Genomic DNA, 18,912 nt, shown 5'->3' with positions numbered 1-18,912 from the left:
TTATCCTGGCGGGCGGCCTGCTACACGTTGTTGAGGAGAATGCTATGACCCAACACGTTGGAATTATTGACCTTGGCTCAAACACCGCCCGCATGATTGTGGTGCAATACCAGCCCTATCACTCCTTCAAACTAGTCGAAGAAGTTAAAGAAAATGTGCGTTTGGCGCATAATGTCGGCGCTGATAATCAGTTGCAAGCTGAGCCGATGGCCATGGCAATTGAAACCTTGCGCATGTTTAGCAATTTTTGCCGTGCCTTAGGGGTCAACGAAGTTGTGGCTGTGGCCACCAGCGCCGTGCGCGATGCCGCCAATCAAGCCAGCTTTTTGGCCCAAGTCAAAGAAGAAACTGGCCTCGATTTACGCGTGCTCAGCGGCGATGAAGAAGCCTACTACAGCTACCTTGGGGTGATTAATACGCTTGGGGTTAGCAATGGTTTTATGTTTGATATTGGCGGTGGCAGCGTCGAATTAGCCTTAGTTCGAGGCCGTGGCTTGGCGCATACAACATCATTGCCACTTGGCACTGTGCGGCTCACCGAGCAAATTTTGCGCAGCGAAACCCCCAGCAAAGCCGAACTCAAAGCCCTCGATCGTCATTTAGATGAAGCGTTAGCCGAACTAGACTGGTTTCGACCGCAAGGCAGCAAATTGCCGTTAATTGGGGTTGGTGGCACGGTGCGCAACCTGGCCAAACTCGAACAACGTGCCCAGCGCTATCCACTTGATATTGTGCATGGCTACACGATGTCGTTGCAACGGGTCGATGAATGGGCTACTCGCCTCAGCAAACTCAATCGCAATGAGCGCGAGCAGCTTGATGGCCTTAACAATGATCGCGCTGATGTCATTACGGCTGGCGTACTGTTAATTCGAGCATTGATGCAACGTTGTGGAGCTGATAGTTTGTGGATTTGCGGCCATGGTTTGCGTGATGGCATCTTCTACGAGCAATTTCTGCGTGGCTCACAACCGCCCTTGCTCGGCGATGTCCGCCAGTTTTCGGTCGAGAATTTGGCACGAATCTATGGCTACAACGTGGTGCATGTTGCCAAAGTGCGCGAATTAAGCCTCGCCTTGTTTGATCAACTGCAAAGTTTGCATGGCTATGGGGCGTGGGAACGCGAATTACTCGAAGCTGCGACGGTGGTGCATGACATTGGGGTAGCAGTCAATTTCTACGATCATCATAAACATGGCTTATATTTGATTCTCAACTCAATGCTGAATGGCTATACCCACCGTGAAATGGCCATGGTCGCCTTGCTCACTCGCCATCATCGCAAAGGCGGCGTGACCGATGCCGGCTTAGGTGGAGTTTTGGCTGAAGGCGATCTTGAGCGGGTAGGCAAATTAAGTGCCTTGTTGCGTATCGCTGAATATCTAGAACGCTCCAAGAGCCAAGTTGTGCAAAGTGTCGTGTGCAAAATTGAGAAAAATCAGGTGCGGGTGAAGGTACAGGCGGTTGGCGACGCTTCGATTGAAATTTGGGATGCCAATCGCAAGACCAACCTATTTCGCAAAGTCTATGGGGTTGAAATGGTGATTGAATAGCCCTAGCAAGATTGGGGTTTTGCTAGGGCTACGCTTTAGAAAATAGCAGGAACAACTGCTAATTGATCGCCGAGTTGGGTTTGGGATTGTTGAATAACCCCAACTGGCAATTCGAGGGTGTAACGGGCTTTGGCTGCGCCAGCAAATGGCCGCCAGGGCTTAAAGTTCTCGCGCAGCCCCACTACCTGATGCTGCCGATCAACAAAGATCACATCGATCGCAAAGCGCATAAAGAACATATGAATATTATTATTGGGATAAAGAATTAAGCCCGTATTGGCAGGCAAATGCTTACGCCCCATCAGGCCCATGCCACGACTCAAAAAGCTATTAGCAAACTCAGCATATTCAACCAAGTTGCTATTGCGCGTTAGATTACGAATAGCGTGTTGCGACACTAGAGACCGCCACCAAGCAAGCGTGGCACGGCTGGCCCCAAGATAACCACAAACATCGAAGGGAAGATCAAGAACACCAATGGGAAAAGCATCTTGATTGGTGCTTTTTGGGCTTCTTCTTCAGCACGTTGGCGGCGGCGCAAACGCAATTGGTCGGATTGAATTTTGAGCATTTTACCCATACTCACCCCAAGTTGGTCGGCCTGAATCACAGCCGAAACAAACGAGGTTAAGTCTTCAACCCCAGTTCGCACGGTCATGGCACGAAAAGCCTCGTGGCGTTGCGTACCCAAGCGAATATCGGAGAGTGCCCGTCGGAACTCACGGCACAACTCGTTATCCCACTTTTCAGCCACCCGTTGTAAGGCAGCATCAAAGCCCAAACCTGCGGTAACACTGATCGAGAGCAAATCGAGCGCATCGGGCAAGGCTTTAAGAATCACTTTTTGGCGCTTCTTAATTTGGCGACCAAGCCACATAGCTGGCAATAAGAAACCTAATGCCCCGCCGATCCCCGACCATTGCAGCATGCTAGCGGTTTCAACCTTGGCCAACATACAGACCAAGAAGATCACACCAAATAGGGCAAGCGCGATAAAAATCCGCATCCCAGTAAACATGGTAGGGGTTAAATTACCAGGATTACCAGCAAGCATTAAATTGGTGCGCAGTTTATCGTTACCTTTAGCTGATTGACCAAGCTTCACAAACACATTGTTGAGAATTGGCGTGACAACCCGTTGCATAAACGGTAACTGCAACTCCAGATCCTCAAGGTTCATGGAGCGTTCGGTAAATTGGGCCAGCCGATTAGAGACCGTATCAGTTTGACGGCGCTGGTTAAGCACCATAAACCCAATTCCAAAGACAATAACCAGGATAACTAATCCTATCAGTAAGGGCATAGCAAGCTCCCTTTAGACTTCAATATTAACAATGCTCTTGATTGCGAAGAAGCCCGCAATCATCATCATTGCGCTACAGACTGGCATACAGCACCAATTCTCTGGGGGCAGCCCAAAGCTCATCAGCGGAGCCATATACTCAGGGTTGAGCATAGTAATAATTATCGCAATCGCAATTGGCAGGAGCGTAACCACATAACCCGAATAGCGAGCTTGTGAGGTAAGCACCCGAATTTGACCTTTGATCCGTACCCGTTCCCGAATGGTATGGGCAATCGTATCAAGAATCTCGGCCAAGTTACCACCAACTTCAGCCTGAATATTAATCGCCGAAACCATCAAATCGAGGTCATCGCTTGGTACGCGCCGCAACAGATTATTCATGCCATCTTCAAGCGAAAGCCCCAAACCAACCTCTTGAACCACGCGCCGAAACTCGACTGAAATCGGTGGTGGTGCTTCGCGTGATACCAAATCCATCGATTGTAATAAACTATAGCCAGAGCGTAGCGAGTTAGCCAACAAACCAACCGTATCGCCTAATTGGTTATTAAATGCCTTCAAGCGTGAACCTTGCTTAAAGCTCACAACTTTATCGGGCACGATAAAGCCGATAATTGCCCCAACCACCCCACAGGCCACAACGGCCAAGAAGTTGGCTCGGCCAAGGAACACCCCAAACAAGGCAAACAAAATCACCGAACCAAATTTCATCATAATAAATTCGGTTACGGTAAGTTTAAGGTCAGCTTGGGCAAGATCGCGGGCCAAATCTGAGCCTTTTTGGCCGCGGTTGACCATTGAATCAACCCGACTGGCCAAAGCACTCATGCCACGTTCGGCACTTTCGGTTTGGTTGCGGCTACGTTCGGCAAAGGTCGCGAGGCGGCCATCAACCGAATTGGACTTAGTTTCCCTCAATTTGCGAAAGATCACTGCTCCAGCGCCAAAGAGCGCTAAGGCAATGATCAAGGGAATTGTCCATGGTGGTAAATTTTCCATGGCACTAGTTCCTTTCTAGCGAGTAAAGCCGTTAGTAAAAGCGCTCTGAACTATTGCCAAAGACGTTCGGTGGCAGGTAAATATTCAAGGCTTCAAAACGATCAAGGAAGCGTGGTCGAACCCCAGTTGGGCGGAGTGACCCCACAATCTTACCACGTTCATCGAGGCCTGTTTGTTCAAAGACAAAAATATCCTGGAGAACCACAAGATCGCCTTCCATCCCAGTGACTTCTGAAATGGCCATAACCCGCCGTGAACCATCTTTGAGCCGTGCTTGTTGCACAATCAATTCGATGGCCGAGGCGACTTGTTCACGAATAGCCTTGAGCGGCAAATCCATCCCTGACATCAAACACATAGTTTCGATCCGCGCAATTGCGTCACGCGGTGTATTGGCGTGGAGTGTGGTCATCGAACCTTCGTGACCAGTATTCATTGCTTGCAACATAGCCAACGTTTCGCCACCACGACATTCACCAACGATGATTCGCTCAGGCCGCATCCGCAGACAGTTGATAATCAAATCGTTGATTGAAATTTCGCCCTTGCCTTCGATATTGGCAGTCCGCGATTCGAGCGAAATCACGTGATCCTGCTGAAGTTGCAGTTCGGCAGCGTTTTCAACCGTAATCAAACGCTCATCTTCAGGGATAAATGATGAAAGTACGTTCAACAAGGTCGTTTTGCCGGAACCAGTACCACCAGACACCACCACATTGATCCGAGCGCGAACACTTGCTGAAAGAAAATCCATCATTTCGCGGCTAATTGCGCCAAATCGAACCAAATCTTCGGGGCCAAGTGGCTTCTTGGAGAATTTACGAATTGTGATAACTGGGCCAATCAAGGAAATAGGCCGAATAACGGCGTTCACCCGCGAGCCATCTTTGAGACGGGCATCGACCATGGGCGAACTTTCATCGACCCGTCGGCCAAGTGGAGCCACAATCCGATACAACACCCGCATCGCGTGTTCATCGTCGATGAAGGTCGTGCCTGAAAGCGTCAGCTTGCCTCGTTGTTCAATGTAGATCTTGTTTGGCCCATTGACCATGATTTCCGAAATGCTATCGTCTTTGAGGAGCGAATCAAGCGGCCCAAGCCCAACGATATCCGACATCAACGATTCGACTAATTGTTGGCGTTCGACCCGACTTAACACGATATTTTCGCTGTCGAGCACGGCGCTCAAAAGATCTTCGACCGTTTGGCGGATTTTGGTTTCATTGGTGCTATTGACATCGCGAACTTCTTCGGTCAAACGACGCTGGACACGATGTCGCACATCAAGTAGGCGATCTTGGGAAGAAACTGCAGCAGAGCGCGGAATAGCTCCATCAGGGCGTGTGGCAGCAGCACTTGGTTGTGCTGCTGCTGTTGATTCGGAAGCCGAGGATGGGGACGTATTTCCTGCAATACGCTTTAGGAGCGACATAAGCCACCCTCCATGCGTCTAACGTTTGGTCAATCGAGCGAAGAGACCCTTCGGTTCTTCTTTTTTGGGTTGCTGTGGGCGTGCGCCTTCGCGGCTGGTGCGGGTAGTTCCTGAAATCAGATAGGCCAAGTTGGCCACATCGATTGAGATTTGATGGCGCGGCTGATCGATAATCAAAGGTACGCCACGATTAATCGCATTGACCATTTCAAATGGGGCATTGCCAATTTGGGCCGCAACCTTATGTTGAATATTGGCCTCGACTTGATCGACCCGAATGCCAAATTTAGCATCAGCTTTGTTCAAGACCAACACCAGTTTTTCATCGTTGTAGCCAAGCAACTCGGCCACTTCCAGAAACTGGCGAATATTCTTAATCGATGAGAGTTCCATCGTCATCAGCAAGACAATCCGATGGGCGGCATCAAGCACGGCCATGGTTTGATCTTGGAACGATGATTGGGTATCAACTACCACATAATCATACTCACGCCGCAGAGCATCAAGCACTGTTCGCACATGATCAGCCGTCACCAGTTCACCCATTTGCGGGTTGGCTGGGGCCAGCAACACCTTGATTTGTGAGGCGTGGGTGGTCATCACATCATTCAATAATTCCTTATCAAGATCATCAATTCGCGAGGTGAGATCATTGATCGTTTTGGAGCTATTGATGTTGAACATCACCGCGATATCGCCAAACAACAAGCTAGCATCGACCAAACAAACTTTACGATTACCAGGCAATAATTTTAAGGCAACTGCTAAATTCGAGGCAATTGCACTCTTGCCAGTACCGCCTTTGGGGCTATAGACAGCAATAATTTGGCCAGTTGATTGATCAGTTTCTTCAACCTGTTGAGCTGCTACCACAAAGCGTCGTTGGGTTTGCTGCAAACGATAGACTTCGCGGATGCTGCTGGCGAGTTCATCGCCACCAACGGGCTTGGTGAGAAACTGACGAGCACCAGCCAACATTGCACGGCGCAGGTAATCGGTTTCGCCTTGGACGCTCATCATAATGACTTGCGTATTCGGCACCTGCGCCATGATCGCCTCAGTTGCTGCAATGCCATCCATATCGGGCATGTTAATGTCCATCAACACAACATCGGGTTGAATTTGCTTGGCCTGCGTCACGGCCTCGCGCCCCGTTGCTGCTTTGCCGACAACTTGCATATCCTTCTCAAAAAACAAGAGTTTCTCGAGGTTATCACGAGTATCTGCAATATCGTCAACAATTAGTACGCGAATTTTATCGGACTCAGCCATGCAATTCTCCTTGGTTGTATTAAGGCGTTTGAGTTGGCACTGCTGTTGGCAATGGTTGTTGTTGTGGTGCGTTGGGTAATGGGAATGGAATTACAACCGCTGGTTGTTGTGGTGGCTGTGGTGGTGCAGGAGCATCCAACAGTTTCACAATCATGTTGGGTTGAGCATAGACTTGTGGTACGCCATACAAGCGCATCAACAGATCCATGGTAACCCCAGTTGTTGCAATTTGATCATCTTGATCATCAGCACGCCGCACGACTATATTTAGTTTACTACCAGTTTTAGCTTTTGTATATTCCAAAAGCTCAGCTTGTTGGGCAGTTAAGGCCACCACAATTTGCCATTGTGAGCCTTCAGTAAAGACAGGCTCTGGCGTAGGTTGAGCCGCAACTGGCGAACCATCAACCACAACTTCGATCGTTGGTTGGGCAGCGGCTGGAGCACTACCAGCTTGTTGACCATCAGGTGAAACTAATGGCGGAGCCACAACTTTCAAAACCGGGACGTTTTGGGCTAAGACATGGGTCGTAATATCAAGATACTTTTCATCGACAAGGGTCACCACGCCTTCACGATCAATCCCAGTAAAGCGCAAATAGGGCTGCTCAAGGCTGTAGCTGCCAAGAATATCAATGTTGTTGCCTTCGGCGACAATCCCACCAATATCGCTGACAAACATATTATAGGCTTTGAGCGATTCTTCACCTGCGACTGGAATTGGCAGCTTTTCGGCAATCCCAGCGTTACGGAAGGTCGATTTTTTAATTCGCTCGCCACCACGAATATCGGTGGTGGTTACTTTCCCTTGAACCACGCTGTAAAATTCCGTGTAGAGTACATCGTCGGGGGTAACATCACTGGGGGGCACTTCGAGGGCATTGAAATATTGCTCAAGATCGCCACCAGTAATCAATTTGTTGGCTTCGATGTCGGTCGCCGCTTCCAAAATTTGCACATTTGGAATCGGCATGGGGGTTGGCTCAAGTAATGAGGGGTCACCACCAGGTTGGTTTTTTTGCTGATTGGTTAGATACACATAACCGCCAGCAAGGGCTGCTATGAGAACAACGACGGCAATAATCATGCCCAGAGCTGAGTTTTGGCGCATAAAAATACGTCCTCCGAAACAATATTGGGAGCTCGTGAGGCAAGCGTGCCCCCGTTTTATGGTGAGGTTCGCGGCTATTATACACGATCGATCAACTGTCTATCACAGCTTTGCAAGCAGATCAAGCTTGCTAATGATTAAAGAGTGGTTAAATAATGAGCCAGCATCGTTGATGCTGGCTCATTATTCAATATTTTATTTGGCAATCTCGCGCGAAATCACCAAACGTTGAATTTCGCTCGTGCCTTCGTAAATTTCGGTAATCTTGGCATCACGGAAGTAGCGTTCAACCGGATATTCTTTGGAGTAGCCGTTCGAGCCGAAGATTTGTACGGCTTTGGTGGCTGTCCACATGGCGGTTTCCGAGGCATAAACTTTGGCCATCGCCGCCGCTGCAATATAATTTTCGCCCTGATCTTTGAGCCAAGCAGCATGATAGGTCAACATCCGAGCTGCTTTGATCCGCGTGGCCATATCAGCTAAGGTAAAGCCCACCGCTTGAAAGTTGATGATCGATTGGCCAAATTGTTCGCGAACTTTGGCATAATCCAAGGCCGCTTCATAGGCTCCTTGGGCAATCCCCAATGCCTGCGAGGCGATGCCAATCCGGCCACCATTCAAGATCGTCATAGCGATTTTGAAGCCTTCGCCAGGTTGGCCGAGCATGCGACTTTTGTGCACACGATAGCCATCATACGACATTTGAGCCGATTGAGCCGAACGAATGCCCAATTTATCTTCAACCTTGAGGATTGAAACACCTGGTTCATGGGTATCAATTAAAAATGCTGTGATCCCTTTGACTCCTTTTTCTGGAGCAGTCATGGTCATCAACAAAATCGTGTCGGCTTTTGAGCCATTGGTAACCCAGTTTTTGGTGCCCGTAATGATGTAGTAATCGCCATCTTCGACCGCACGGGTTTTCTGGGCCGCTGCATCCGAGCCAGCTCCAGGCTCGGAGAGCGAGAAAGCGCCGAGTTTTTGGCCGCTGGCCAAGGGGGCTAGGATATCGCGTTTTTGTTCTTCAGTGCCAAATTTTTCAATCCCAGCACACACCAATGAATTATTGACCGAGGCAATGACCCCAACCGAGGCATCAACCCGCGAAAGCTCTTCGATCATAATCGCATATGAAACGTAATCGAGGCCTGCCCCGCCATAGGCTTCATCGATCGCCACACCCATAAAGCCCAATTGGCCCATCTTCTGTACAATGTCAGTCGGCCAAATTTTATGCTCATCACGCTCAGCAACCGTTGCCCGAATTTCACCTTCGGCAAATTCGCGAGCCGCTTTACGCATAAATTCCTGATCGTCCGAGAGCTTGAAATCCACGTTGATTCCTCCAAATCTGTCGAATGCGCTTAATCGTGATTATACGCGAGGATCGGCTGATCGTTCTAAATCGACCCAGCGCACTAAATTGCGCAAGGGATCACGCCCATCGTGATGCCAAGCCGCTTGGGGAAAGGCTTGTTGCCCCGCTTGGCAGATGCGCAAAACGCCGATTGCCGCCAGCGCCTCAGCCAATTCATGACGCTGTGCAGCACTACATACCAGCGTAACACTTTGCAGATGTTGATGCAATGGCTTTAATCGCGTTGCAAGCTCAGCTAGATCGGCCACTGGCACGATTTTAATCAAGCGCCCAGCCGCTGAGGGCAAGGCTTCACGTTGATCAACTACCACGAGCCATGGCTGCTCCGGCTGACTCAACAATTGAATTGGCTGGCCGCTCAGGGCTTGCCACTCATAGTCATCAGCACTACGGCGAGTAGCAGCCAGAATTGAGCTACTCGCAGGATAGCGCTGGCTCAAATCGTCCAAGGCTTGGTTTAGGGCTAGCCCAAATTGGCTTAATTGCGCAGCCGTTGGCGCTTCAAGCATAATTGCTTGGGGTGAAACGCAGCCTTGTTGCTCAAGCATCACGCTGTCATAGGCCAATTTGCTGGCAATTTCAGCCAAGTCTGGGGCAGATAGCCTGCTTTGGCTAATATAGGCCAACGAGTAACGCGAGCCATAATCCAGCCAACGAATATGGGCAGGGCTACGCTGGCGTACCGCCGCAATCGCTGCATCGCTGGCATTGGCAATAATCGCCTCGGTTTTGGCCAAAATTGGCGCTTCGAGCGCGTGATCGCCGCCACTCCACCAGAGCACTGCCAGACTCTCGGCCAATGCAGGCAGTTGCTCAATTAAACTCGTGGCAAAGGCCGCTGCCCACAATGGCTCGCCACGAGCCACCTTAACCAAGCTTGGCGACTTGACCAGCAAGCCATCGATCAGGCTTTGAATCGCCACACCTGGCACATTGCCAGCGCAAATATGCCAGGTCAGGTGCGGGCCAAATAGGCGACTTTCGCCAACCACACTTGGCCGCCAGCCATCAAGCAACAATGGATCGCCAAATTGCTCGTTCAAGCGTTGCCAAAGTTGCGGAGCACGCCAATCGGCCAGCATGCGATCGAGCACTTCGTTCAGCATTGCCGGGCTATAGCCATTAATTTGGGGTAATTGATCAAGTAATTGCAAACGCGGCGGATAATCTGGCACAAGCCATTGTTGGGCCGCCCGATCGATCGCTGCCACAATTGTGGCGATTGGGATTTGTTGCAAGGTGCTGGCGCTGGAATGTAAATGCTCGACCAATTGCAACATCTGGCTGGGGCTTGGTTGGGGCACAAATACACTTAACCCGCCAAATTGCTGGCTAGTTTGAGGCCAAGCAAAATTTGGCGGCAAGCAGGCGCTCATTGGCTCAACGAAGCCATACAGGCCTCGCGAATCGCCCATGCTTTGGTCAGGCTTAGCCCTTGGCTGGTGGCCCATTTCAAGAGAAAATTACGATGAACAGTTCGTTTGAAATCGCCAATTTGCTCAGGTGTAATCTGTTGCTCTTCAAAAAATTGCAAAATTGGCTCAGCCTTTGGCGAGCGCGTTACATCGATATTCCAGCGGCCATAGCGTAAAAAACAATGGGCTTCGGGAATCGAGGGTAAATTATTCGAGGCAAGCGTTTCACCCACACCTGGCGTATTCTTGCCATCCATCAGATAAATCCCAAAATATAAATTAATTGGCAAAGCTAATTCGCGGGCCAACTCGGCCAAGAAGGCATGTTTGGTGCTGCTGGTACCACGTTTTTCGCTCAAGACCAAGCGCCAATCGAGTGGGTTAGTATTGCGCCCAAACGGCAGCGTCGCAATCCAGCGGGCTACTGCTTGATAATGTTCTAATCCTTGAGAGATCAGGCTCGCGCTTATTGGCAAATCGGCATCGAGTGGCACATCAGGCAAGCGTCCAACAATCATGACATCATCTCCATTGAATATGTGGCAATAACCGGACTTGCTTCACGATCACAGAGTTGTTGTTGCCGAACCCGCCCCCAGCGGTAGTAGCCAAGCCCTTGCGGCGAATTGGATAAACGATGACAGGGAATAATTAATGCTAAAGGATTATGGCGCAAGGCTTGATTGATCGCGTGAGCGGCTTGATATGGCGTCGGCAATATTTGGGCAAGCTGTTGATATGACCATTGCTGACCAAAGGGAATTTGGATTAATTGTTGCCAAATTGCTTGCTGCTGCGCCGAGCCATGCCAGGCAATTGGTAACTCAAATTGCTGGCGTTGGCCCGAAAAATAGGCCTGATATTGAGCAAACGCTTGGTCGAGCAACCCATTGGAGCGATAGAGCAACAACTGATCAGGGTAGGCTTCGGTTAATTCAGCCAACAACTCACTATCATCATCGGCAAAACTGGCCAACAACAACCCCTCGGACGCAGCCGCCAGCAGCAAACGCCCAAAGGGGCTGGTTTGAATACAATACTCTACGGGCATAATGCTATTTTCTAGTCAGCGGCAAATAGATGGGCTGAAGCTGATCAACCACCCGCAGGCTTACTTGAACGGTGCGTGAAGCAACACCATCGCCATTAACCGTAAACTGATAATTATAGGTTCCGGCATTTAGGCTACCAACTTGTGCCTTGATCGTCAAATTGGCGGTGCCAACCACGCTACCACTGCTCGGCGTAACGGTTAAACCTGCCGAAGCATTGCTAATATTCCAAACGAGGGCATTTTCGCTGCCACCATTGCTCAACGGAATATCGGCTCGTGCCTCAGCGCTACCAACTTCGGCCAATAAACTCAGCGAATTTTGTACATTCAAACTGACCGGAATTTTCTGCACAATAAAAATCGGGTCATTGGTCAGCACAATACTAGCGGTTGTACCATTAATCGTTGGGGTAAACGATTGATTATTGCGAGTGCGGAAAATCCATTGCTTGCCAGCAGTCAGCGGAAACTGAATTGTGGTGTTAGCCCCAGGAGTCCACAATGCATCGATTTCGGTGTTGCCACGGCTATAACGATAGGCATACACACCACCAGTGTTATTGCTATTGGCAACATAATTGTGGGTATGCACGCCAGCCCGAATGCCCAGCGGGGTGGCTTCATTCAATAAACCAGCCATGGTTTGAAAAGCGGTATAGGCCGATTTAGGAGTGTAGCTATTATTCGATAGATTGCCGACCATTTCCGAGCCACTAAATGGGTGTCCACCATTGAAAGCATCTTCAAGTTGCAACCAATTAATATGCTGCACGCCCAATTGTTGGGCAATCACAAAGCTGCGAATTAAGTAGCGGGCTTGATTTTCGGCGCTCACCACGGGGCAACTGGTCGAGCCAGGGCTAGTACACCAACCAATCTCAGTGATCCAAATTGGGGCGCTAGGGCGGCCAATATCGTTGGTCAGCCAATTACGGGTGTTGAGCAAACGCCCTTCGAGCGTGACGCTCGAAAACGTCCCGATCGCATCGGGGGCAATCGTTGGCATATAGGGGTGAATTCCTAGCACATCAAAGCTCGTTTTGGCCTCAGGTATTTGGCGAAACACGCCATTGGTGCCATTGAGAAAATCGAAGCCATCGCTAAAGCCATCGAACACATACACCCCGCCAGCCACCACAATCGCCGTCGGATCAGCTTGTTTGATAGCGTTATAGGCGGCGACCAAGATTTCGCCATAACGACGGCGGCGCAAGGCCTCGTTATTGTTGATTGAACTCCAAGTAGCAACAAAGTTTGGCTCGTTCCAAATTTGCCAAGCGGCGATGCGCGGCGAGCCTGGAGCATCACTGACTCCATCGCCATCGTAGCGCTCGACCATCCAAGCGGCAAACTCGGCGTATTGGGCCGGATCGCTCGGTGGACACCAGTAGTTGTTATTGCCAGCACACGAAGATTCACGTGCCCACGCTGGGGTCGTCAGCAGCATGCCAATAATCCCAAGGTTGGCATCGGCGACGGTTTTGATGCGGCTATCGTAGGTGGTGCGAAATGTGCCATTATTTGGCTCGATTTCGGCCCATGGCAACTCTTCGAGCGACCAATCGGCGTTGGCCGAGGCCATGGTTTGGGCCAGTTGTGCCACATTATCGCCACCAGCCACCCGCTCGTTTTTGGTGAGGTAGCCATTGATGCCCCAAGGCGTGATTGTGCTGGGCTGGGCTGACGGCGCATCGGGAGCAGCCGGAGCAGGGGTAACAAGCCCGAAGAGGATCACAAGCAATAAACCAAATTTGCGCAAAATAACAACCTCGTGAACAAAAAAAATCAACTGTGTACATTATACACAGTTGATCAATTTGGTGCCGAAGGTGGGAGTCGAACCCACATGAGGTTGCCCTCAATGGTTTTTGAGACCATCGCGTCTGCCATTCCGCCACTTCGGCTTATTGATGTTGTTAACTGGTCGGGGCGCCGCGATTCGAACGCGGGACCTCTTGAACCCCATTCAAGTGCGCTACCGGGCTGCGCCACGCCCCGTCAAGTTCATTGGCTCTCAGTCACGACAGCCGCATTAGATTACCACGAAAGCCCTGCCTTGTCAAATTTGATGATCGGGGATCGGTTGTTGGGGATCGAGGTCTGGAAGCATAATATTTTTGAAACTAAAAGAGTGTTTTTTAACCACGAAGAACACGAAGAACGCTAAGGAACATTGACTATAGGCTGGAAATTCATGGGAAATACCAATTCATTGTTACAAGAGCCAATAGCTAAACATCTCCTGCGCCTTTGTGTTACATCCGTCAATTAGCTTAGATAAACAGGATTCTTCTGCTATGCTACTGATATGATCGTTTTGGATTCACTCATTAGAGGTATCGATGAGCTATCAAGTGCCAAATAATCCACGAGGCAACACGCGAATCAGAAAGATCATACTGATTATTTTTGGCTGTTTATGTATTCTTTCGATTCCTATAGTTTTCTTTGCGTATCAAACATCCAAGGTAATTGATGATTTTTATTTTGGTGCAAGATCGAATGCAATTAATAGTAGTTGGCAAATTCTTAGCATAAGCATTTTGGGTAGCTTAGCATTGGCGGCATTTTTCTGGTCACACTCTATTAAAAAGCAGTGGCAAGAATCCAAACGTAAATACAATCTGATTCTATTCCTCCAACTAGTCAGCCTAAGCTGTATGACCTTGAGTATTTGGAATTTGCTCTATCTCTTTATTTATATTTTTTAACCACTGCGATACCAAAAATTGTTCCGCTAGCCGATAGCCAAACATTCTTTGCAGTAAATACCGATCCCCAGCCCCCGACAACTAATCCCCAACTTCTATGTTCTATGTTCTTTGCTCTATGTTCTACTTGCCCCGTCCCCATGGTACAATAGCCATGTGCGTCAACCGTTGGCGCTTTTTTTGACATTTAAACACCTAGTAGATGATATGTACGCGATTCTTACCAAACAATTTCGCTTCGAAGCAGCCCATCAACTCCCCAATCATCGCGGCAAATGTGCGCGGTTACATGGCCATTCCTATTTATTAGAGGTCAGCGTGCGTGGGCCGATTCAGCCTGCCCGTGGTCAAAGCGATGACGGCATGGTGATTGATTTAGAACACATTAAGCAGTTGGTCAACGAAATTATTATTACCCGCGTTGATCACTATAATCTTAACGATTTTTTGAGTGTGCCCAGCACCGCCGAAAATATCGCCCATTGGATGTGGGATCAGCTTGAACAACAAGCACCTGAATTTGCTGCCTTGCTGTGGCGCATCCGGCTGTGGGAGACTGCCAGTGGCTATGTTGAAATTAGCCGTGCCGAACGCGAGGCCCAGCCATGAATGTGATGGAAGTTTATCGTTCGGTGCAAGGCGAAGGCACCTTGATGGGTGTGCCAACCACGTTTGTACGCTTTTTTGCCTGCAATTTGCGCTGTAGCTGGTGTGATACCAAATATTCATGGAGCGTCAAAGAGGGTGGTAAATGGGAAGATTTGCCAATTGCGACCCTCGCGCAACGCATCGCCGACCAAGGGGCACGCCATGTCGTCTTAACTGGCGGCGAGCCAATGTTGCAGCGCGAATTGCCAGCCTTGGCCCAAACTCTTCGAGCTGCTGGTCATCATCTAACAGTTGAAACCAATAGTACCCTCTTTCGCCCTGAACTGGTTGAGTTGATCAATCTCTGGAGCTTATCGCCAAAATTGGCCGGAGCCAACACCGGCATGTTGCGGCTCGAACCACTGCGTCAATTTATGCAATTGCCAGCCGAACAGCAACAATGGAAATTTGTGATTACTGGCGAGAGCGATTTAGCTCAATTGCATCAATTTGTCAGCGAACATCAGGCTTTTGCCGCAGCCCAATTGCCAATTATTTGGCAGCCAGAAGGCCGCTGGGCCGAGCGCGATTATGCTCATGCCCTCGAATGGCTGGCCGAACGCGCTCAATTGCCTGAATGGCGACCGTTCAATGTGCGCGTGCTGCCGCAAATGCATGTGCTGATTTGGGGCCAAAAACGGCTTGTCTAATGCTTCCAAGGGAGTTCTGTGTGGCAATACAATTACTAAGCCTACCAACAGTTTCATTGCGAAGCTGGGTTTTGGTAGGCTTATTTAGTTTGGGGCTGATTGGCTTGTTGGGCTTGACCTTGGCAGGCATTCGGCGGTGGAGCAAGCCACGCCAAGCAACTGACGACCATTTGAGCACGATTGGCCGCAACACCAGCATTCCCTTTGCCCTGCAAATGACCAGTCGCATGCTCGATTTGGTCTTTGCGATGATTCTCTATCGCTTTTTGGCTGCCGAAACCGTCGGAGCCTACGACTTTGCGGCGGTGATTGTCGTCAACTATTTTGGCACAATCGCCGATTGGGGCTTAACGGTTTTGGCAACGCATGAAATTGTGCGCCAGCCAAGCCAAGCGCCCCAAACATTTCGCACAACGCTCTGGCTACGCTTGCGTTTTGCAATTCTAGCCTTGCCAATTGCCATGATTTTTGTGTTGATTTACAACGGCTTGGCACAGGCTGAGATTACGGCGGTTGGCCTGACCAGTCAGCAAATTACGGTGATCGCGATTTTGATGCTGACCTTGTTTCCAGCAGCACTTTCGGCCAGCGTCACCGCTTGGTTGCAAGGCCAAGAACGCTTGGTCGCGGCTGCGGTCGTCAATCTTTTGACCAATATCGGGAGTGCAGCATTTCGCTTAACCGCCTTGATTTTGGGCTTTGGCATTATCGGGATTGCCAGTGGAGCCTTGGCAGGAGCGTTGCTCAGTGCACTCTTATTTTGGCTGGCGATGCGGCGTTTCTTCCCCGAAGTAGCGTGGTTTGGCCCAACCTTACCCGCCAAACCCTTGCTCAAAGAGGGCTACCCGCTCTTGCTCAATAGTTTGTTGATGACGATCTTTTTTCGTTTCGATACAATTTTGTTGAGCGCCTTCCATGGCTTTGTGGTCTCGGCAACCTATGGCGTAGCCTATAAACTGATTAATTTCACTCAAATTGTGCCACCAATTGTAGTTAATGCGATTTTCCCGACGCTAATTCGCCGTTCCGGTGATGATCGAGCTGGAATGAGTCGGGCGTATGCTGGCACATTGCGTATGTTGCTGAATTTAGCGTTTGGCATCGCCGTCGTGGCGACAATTATCGCTGTGCCACTGACCACATGGCTGGCCGATCGACCCGAATATTTGCCAGGCAGCGTCTATGCCTTGATGATTACGATTTGGTATTTACCAGGCAGCTATCTGAATGGCCTGACTCAATATGTGATTATTGCGCTGGGCAAGAAGCAGGCAATTACCAAGGCTTTTGGTTTGACCGCAATGGTCAATTTAGGCTTGAATATTTGGTTGATTCCACGCTATAGCTATGTTGCCGCCGCTGCAATCACGATTGTTTCTGAGCTTGTGTTATTTTTGCCGCTCTGGCTGGTGTTGCGGCGTGAACAGATTAATATCAACTTGGCTAGCCTATTTTGGCGGCCTGCGCTGGCAGCATTGCTGGCTGGTGGTATCGGCTGGTTGCTACTTGGGATAAATGTGTATTTGGCGGGAGTCGTGACCGGATTAATCTATGGCGCTGGTTTATGGTTCAGCGGCAGTATCGGCCAAACTGAACGCGAATTGGCGGCGCGGATGCTCAAAAAGTTACGACCCCAAGCCTCAAGCTGATTCAAGCGGTGCTAAGACTCGATCGCCATGGCTATTGGGCTGCGAAATCAGCAAAAAATGCAGCTCATCTGGGCCTTGATTGCTCAATTGATGGGCTGCTCCAACCGGAATCGCCAGCGAATCGCCTGCTCGAAGCTGGTGAATTATGCCATCAACTTCAAGCGTCGCAACGCCTTGCAACACATAAAACACTTGGTCGGCATATTCGTGGTAATGGCGAACCTCGGCCTTACCAACTGGCACGCGCTCTTGAATCAGGGTGAATGCCGCTGATTTATGTAAAAACCAGCCGTCGCAACCATCACCCCAAACGTAATGTTCAGCATTGTTGAGATTAACCATCATCAGCATGCTCCCTACAGCGGCAACATCCGCTTGCGCATAGCTCGTCGCCGATCAATATTCCACGCCAAACCCAGCCCCACCACCACAATCAAGCCAATCCCCACAATTTTTAGCCGCAGATTAAGCGATTCAAGCAACTGAGCGGCTTGGCTGCGCCCATTGTTATCGCCAAGTTGGCTAAATAAATTGGCAGCTTGCTCAATATTATTACGCGCAGCAACTATACGAATTCCATTCAAATCACGGCGGGCGGTTTCGAGTAACTGCTGGGCTTTGAGGCCTTGGTCGGCACGTTGTAGGTAATCATTCAGCAGCTTTTGGCGATCAATTCGCGCCAAATCAGCAAATAATGGCAACGCTTGTTCGATGGCAGTTTTGGCCTCAGCATAACGGCCTTCCAAGAGCGCCACGCGGGCGGCGGCAGCAGCATCTTCGGCTTGCACGCCTCTGCGAGCTTGTTCGCGCAAAGCCGCAATCGCCGGATCATCCTTGATGGTCAGGGCGGTTTCAGCGGCAGTCAAGGCCTCGCTATAACGTCCAGCAGCCAGAGCAGTTTCGATGCTCGCTTGATCGAAGGCGACACTTGGCGCTTGCTTCCAACCACCATCGATCCAGGTTGGCAACTGAGCCAGCCATTCGCTTTCAAGGCTTTCGGCGCTAAGACTATAGGCTTGGCTGAGGGCTGAACGATAGCCGCTGGCGGTGCGTAATGCCTCTAAAAACGCCAAAAACCGAGCCATACCATAGCGTTGAATTAAGAATGAAACCATCGACCAGCTTTGCGGATAGCCCAGTGCTGGATTATCGTAGACTGCGCCAGCACTATCCAATAATCGCCAGGTCGCAAGATCGTTATTCTCTAGGGATTGTTTGAGCAAGGCAATTTTGTAACCGCTTTGGCTGGTTGGCACTTCAACATATTGGGCAATGCCTTCCTGCCACATCGTACTTAATCGGCCATCGGAAAGCTCGGCAGCGATGATATGCATTAATTCATGGCGCACATTATTGCGTAATTCTTCATCGCTCATGCCGACAGTTTGCTGCACAGCAATGCTAATTTCGCGTCGCCCAGTGTGAGCATGGGCTACGATACCTTCCAGCCAACGGGCCGCAGGGTTTACTTGCTGATACAGTTCTTTGGTGGGGTAGATGCGCAGCGTCAAGGGTGGGGCAGGTCGATAACCAACAACTGCCGTAACTTCCTCGTAAATCGCGTCGCTATAGCCAGCATAGCGCTCGGCTTCGGCTTCGCTGCCTTGGGGATACAAAATAGAAATATAGGTGGTTTTGCGTTCAAGCCATTGAGGAAGGCTGGTTTGAGCAGCCACAGGATGCGGCCAAAGCAGCAGAATGATCAGCAAACACAACAATCGGCGCATCGGT

18 protein-coding genes and 2 tRNA genes are annotated in these 18,912 nt (G+C 50.0%); 4 read left to right on the top strand and 16 right to left on the bottom strand.

Going from position 1 to position 18,912, the window contains the following annotated elements; translation table 11 throughout:
• The first annotated feature begins 44 nt into the window (after nucleotides 1-44).
• Nucleotides 45-1,553: a Ppx/GppA family phosphatase gene (locus LCH85_24060; protein MCA0355081.1), complete on the top strand. Its 1,509-nt coding sequence runs from the start codon at nucleotides 45-47 to the stop codon at nucleotides 1,551-1,553.
• A gap of 35 nt (nucleotides 1,554-1,588) precedes the next feature.
• Here LCH85_24060 and LCH85_24055 read toward each other — a convergent pair whose 3' ends face one another.
• The 14 genes from LCH85_24055 to LCH85_23990 all read right to left on the bottom strand — a co-directional run bounded on the left by LCH85_24055 (nucleotide 1,589) and on the right by LCH85_23990 (nucleotide 14,421).
• The gene (locus LCH85_24055; protein MCA0355080.1) at nucleotides 1,589-1,951 is read right to left on the bottom strand and encodes a DUF192 domain-containing protein; all 363 of its coding nucleotides are present in this window, start codon (nucleotides 1,949-1,951) and stop codon (nucleotides 1,589-1,591) included.
• Nucleotides 1,951-2,856 carry a type II secretion system F family protein gene (locus tag LCH85_24050; GenBank protein MCA0355079.1) on the bottom strand — a complete coding sequence of 302 codons (906 nt, stop codon included), beginning with the start codon at nucleotides 2,854-2,856 and terminating at the stop codon, nucleotides 1,951-1,953. The genes LCH85_24055 and LCH85_24050 overlap by 1 nt, the downstream gene beginning before the upstream one ends.
• Nucleotides 2,857-2,868: 12 nt before the next feature.
• Nucleotides 2,869-3,858 (bottom strand): type II secretion system F family protein, encoded by a 990-nt coding sequence (locus LCH85_24045; protein ID MCA0355078.1) that lies wholly within the window; start codon nucleotides 3,856-3,858, stop codon nucleotides 2,869-2,871.
• 31 nt (nucleotides 3,859-3,889) lie between these two features.
• Complete coding sequence (locus LCH85_24040) at nucleotides 3,890-5,293, bottom strand: CpaF family protein (GenBank protein MCA0355077.1); 1,404 nt, start codon at nucleotides 5,291-5,293, stop codon at nucleotides 3,890-3,892.
• An 18-nt stretch (nucleotides 5,294-5,311) separates the two neighbouring features.
• Complete coding sequence (locus tag LCH85_24035; GenBank protein ID MCA0355076.1) at nucleotides 5,312-6,565, bottom strand: response regulator; 1,254 nt, start codon at nucleotides 6,563-6,565, stop codon at nucleotides 5,312-5,314.
• A gap of 19 nt (nucleotides 6,566-6,584) precedes the next feature.
• Nucleotides 6,585-7,676, bottom strand: coding sequence for a hypothetical protein (locus LCH85_24030; GenBank protein MCA0355075.1), 1,092 nt, complete (start codon nucleotides 7,674-7,676; stop codon nucleotides 6,585-6,587).
• 195 nt (nucleotides 7,677-7,871) lie between these two features.
• Nucleotides 7,872-9,011 (bottom strand): acyl-CoA dehydrogenase family protein, encoded by a 1,140-nt coding sequence (locus tag LCH85_24025; GenBank protein MCA0355074.1) that lies wholly within the window; start codon nucleotides 9,009-9,011, stop codon nucleotides 7,872-7,874.
• Between the two features lie 39 nt (nucleotides 9,012-9,050).
• The gene (locus LCH85_24020) at nucleotides 9,051-10,469 is read right to left on the bottom strand and encodes a hypothetical protein (GenBank protein ID MCA0355073.1); all 1,419 of its coding nucleotides are present in this window, start codon (nucleotides 10,467-10,469) and stop codon (nucleotides 9,051-9,053) included.
• Nucleotides 10,427-10,987: a hypothetical protein gene (locus LCH85_24015; GenBank protein MCA0355072.1), complete on the bottom strand. Its 561-nt coding sequence runs from the start codon at nucleotides 10,985-10,987 to the stop codon at nucleotides 10,427-10,429. Before LCH85_24015 ends, LCH85_24020 begins: the two co-directional genes overlap by 43 nt.
• Nucleotides 10,984-11,520, bottom strand: coding sequence for a methylated-DNA--[protein]-cysteine S-methyltransferase (locus LCH85_24010; GenBank protein MCA0355071.1), 537 nt, complete (start codon nucleotides 11,518-11,520; stop codon nucleotides 10,984-10,986). The genes LCH85_24015 and LCH85_24010 overlap by 4 nt, the downstream gene beginning before the upstream one ends.
• Before the next feature lie 4 nt (nucleotides 11,521-11,524).
• Nucleotides 11,525-13,282, bottom strand: a complete 1,758-nt coding sequence (locus tag LCH85_24005) for a hypothetical protein (protein ID MCA0355070.1) — start codon at nucleotides 13,280-13,282, stop codon at nucleotides 11,525-11,527.
• Nucleotides 13,283-13,341: 59 nt separating this feature from the next.
• Nucleotides 13,342-13,427: transfer RNA gene (locus tag LCH85_24000), tRNA-Leu, on the bottom strand.
• A 17-nt stretch (nucleotides 13,428-13,444) separates the two neighbouring features.
• Nucleotides 13,445-13,521: transfer RNA gene (locus LCH85_23995), tRNA-Pro, on the bottom strand.
• 696 nt (nucleotides 13,522-14,217) lie between these two features.
• Nucleotides 14,218-14,421 carry a hypothetical protein gene (locus tag LCH85_23990; protein ID MCA0355069.1) on the bottom strand — a complete coding sequence of 68 codons (204 nt, stop codon included), beginning with the start codon at nucleotides 14,419-14,421 and terminating at the stop codon, nucleotides 14,218-14,220.
• Nucleotides 14,422-14,441: 20 nt separating this feature from the next.
• Here LCH85_23990 and queD point away from each other — a divergent pair, with 20 nt between their 5' ends.
• Genes queD through LCH85_23975 form a run of 3 tightly spaced genes read left to right on the top strand, consistent with a single transcriptional unit; the run spans nucleotide 14,442 to nucleotide 17,181 of the window.
• Nucleotides 14,442-14,843, top strand: a complete 402-nt coding sequence (queD, locus tag LCH85_23985) for a 6-carboxytetrahydropterin synthase QueD (protein MCA0355068.1) — start codon at nucleotides 14,442-14,444, stop codon at nucleotides 14,841-14,843.
• A complete protein-coding gene (locus LCH85_23980; protein MCA0355067.1) occupies nucleotides 14,840-15,532 on the top strand; it encodes a 7-carboxy-7-deazaguanine synthase QueE in 693 nt (230 codons plus the stop codon). Before queD ends, LCH85_23980 begins: the two co-directional genes overlap by 4 nt.
• Nucleotides 15,533-15,552: 20 nt before the next feature.
• Nucleotides 15,553-17,181: a flippase gene (locus LCH85_23975; GenBank protein MCA0355066.1), complete on the top strand. Its 1,629-nt coding sequence runs from the start codon at nucleotides 15,553-15,555 to the stop codon at nucleotides 17,179-17,181.
• Here LCH85_23975 and LCH85_23970 read toward each other — a convergent pair.
• Both LCH85_23970 and LCH85_23965 read right to left on the bottom strand, forming a co-directional pair.
• A complete protein-coding gene (locus LCH85_23970) occupies nucleotides 17,173-17,532 on the bottom strand; it encodes a cupin domain-containing protein (protein MCA0355065.1) in 360 nt (119 codons plus the stop codon). The genes LCH85_23975 and LCH85_23970 overlap by 9 nt on opposite strands.
• A gap of 5 nt (nucleotides 17,533-17,537) precedes the next feature.
• The gene (locus LCH85_23965) at nucleotides 17,538-18,908 is read right to left on the bottom strand and encodes a hypothetical protein (GenBank protein ID MCA0355064.1); all 1,371 of its coding nucleotides are present in this window, start codon (nucleotides 18,906-18,908) and stop codon (nucleotides 17,538-17,540) included.
• Nucleotides 18,909-18,912 lie beyond the last annotated feature (4 nt).

The sequence above is a fragment of the Chloroflexota bacterium genome, from assembly GCA_020161265.1.
Lineage (GTDB): Bacteria > Chloroflexota > Chloroflexia > Chloroflexales > Herpetosiphonaceae > Herpetosiphon.
The sequence above is the reverse complement of the archived record's forward strand: the minus strand, read 5'-3'. Positions and strand labels throughout refer to the sequence as shown.

Excerpts from the sequence above, each read along its gene's own strand:
- queD (MCA0355068.1), top strand. The coding sequence starts at position 14,442 with ATGTACGCGATTCTTACCAAACAATTTCGCTTCGAAGCAGCCCATCAA.
- LCH85_23990 (MCA0355069.1), bottom strand. The coding sequence starts at position 14,421 with ATGTCAAAAAAAGCGCCAACGGTTGACGCACATGGCTATTGTACCATG.
- LCH85_24050 (MCA0355079.1), bottom strand. The coding sequence starts at position 2,856 with ATGCCCTTACTGATAGGATTAGTTATCCTGGTTATTGTCTTTGGAATT.
- LCH85_24015 (MCA0355072.1), bottom strand. The coding sequence starts at position 10,987 with ATGATTGTTGGACGCTTGCCTGATGTGCCACTCGATGCCGATTTGCCA.
- LCH85_23965 (MCA0355064.1), bottom strand. The coding sequence starts at position 18,908 with ATGCGCCGATTGTTGTGTTTGCTGATCATTCTGCTGCTTTGGCCGCAT.
- LCH85_23980 (MCA0355067.1), top strand. The coding sequence starts at position 14,840 with ATGAATGTGATGGAAGTTTATCGTTCGGTGCAAGGCGAAGGCACCTTG.
- LCH85_24035 (MCA0355076.1), bottom strand. The coding sequence starts at position 6,565 with ATGGCTGAGTCCGATAAAATTCGCGTACTAATTGTTGACGATATTGCA.
- LCH85_24030 (MCA0355075.1), bottom strand. The coding sequence starts at position 7,676 with ATGCGCCAAAACTCAGCTCTGGGCATGATTATTGCCGTCGTTGTTCTC.
- LCH85_24040 (MCA0355077.1), bottom strand. The coding sequence starts at position 5,293 with ATGTCGCTCCTAAAGCGTATTGCAGGAAATACGTCCCCATCCTCGGCT.
- LCH85_23970 (MCA0355065.1), bottom strand. The coding sequence starts at position 17,532 with ATGCTGATGATGGTTAATCTCAACAATGCTGAACATTACGTTTGGGGT.
- LCH85_24060 (MCA0355081.1), top strand. The coding sequence starts at position 45 with ATGACCCAACACGTTGGAATTATTGACCTTGGCTCAAACACCGCCCGC.
- LCH85_24045 (MCA0355078.1), bottom strand. The coding sequence starts at position 3,858 with ATGGAAAATTTACCACCATGGACAATTCCCTTGATCATTGCCTTAGCG.
- LCH85_24010 (MCA0355071.1), bottom strand. The coding sequence starts at position 11,520 with ATGCCCGTAGAGTATTGTATTCAAACCAGCCCCTTTGGGCGTTTGCTG.
- LCH85_24020 (MCA0355073.1), bottom strand. The coding sequence starts at position 10,469 with ATGGGCGATTCGCGAGGCCTGTATGGCTTCGTTGAGCCAATGAGCGCC.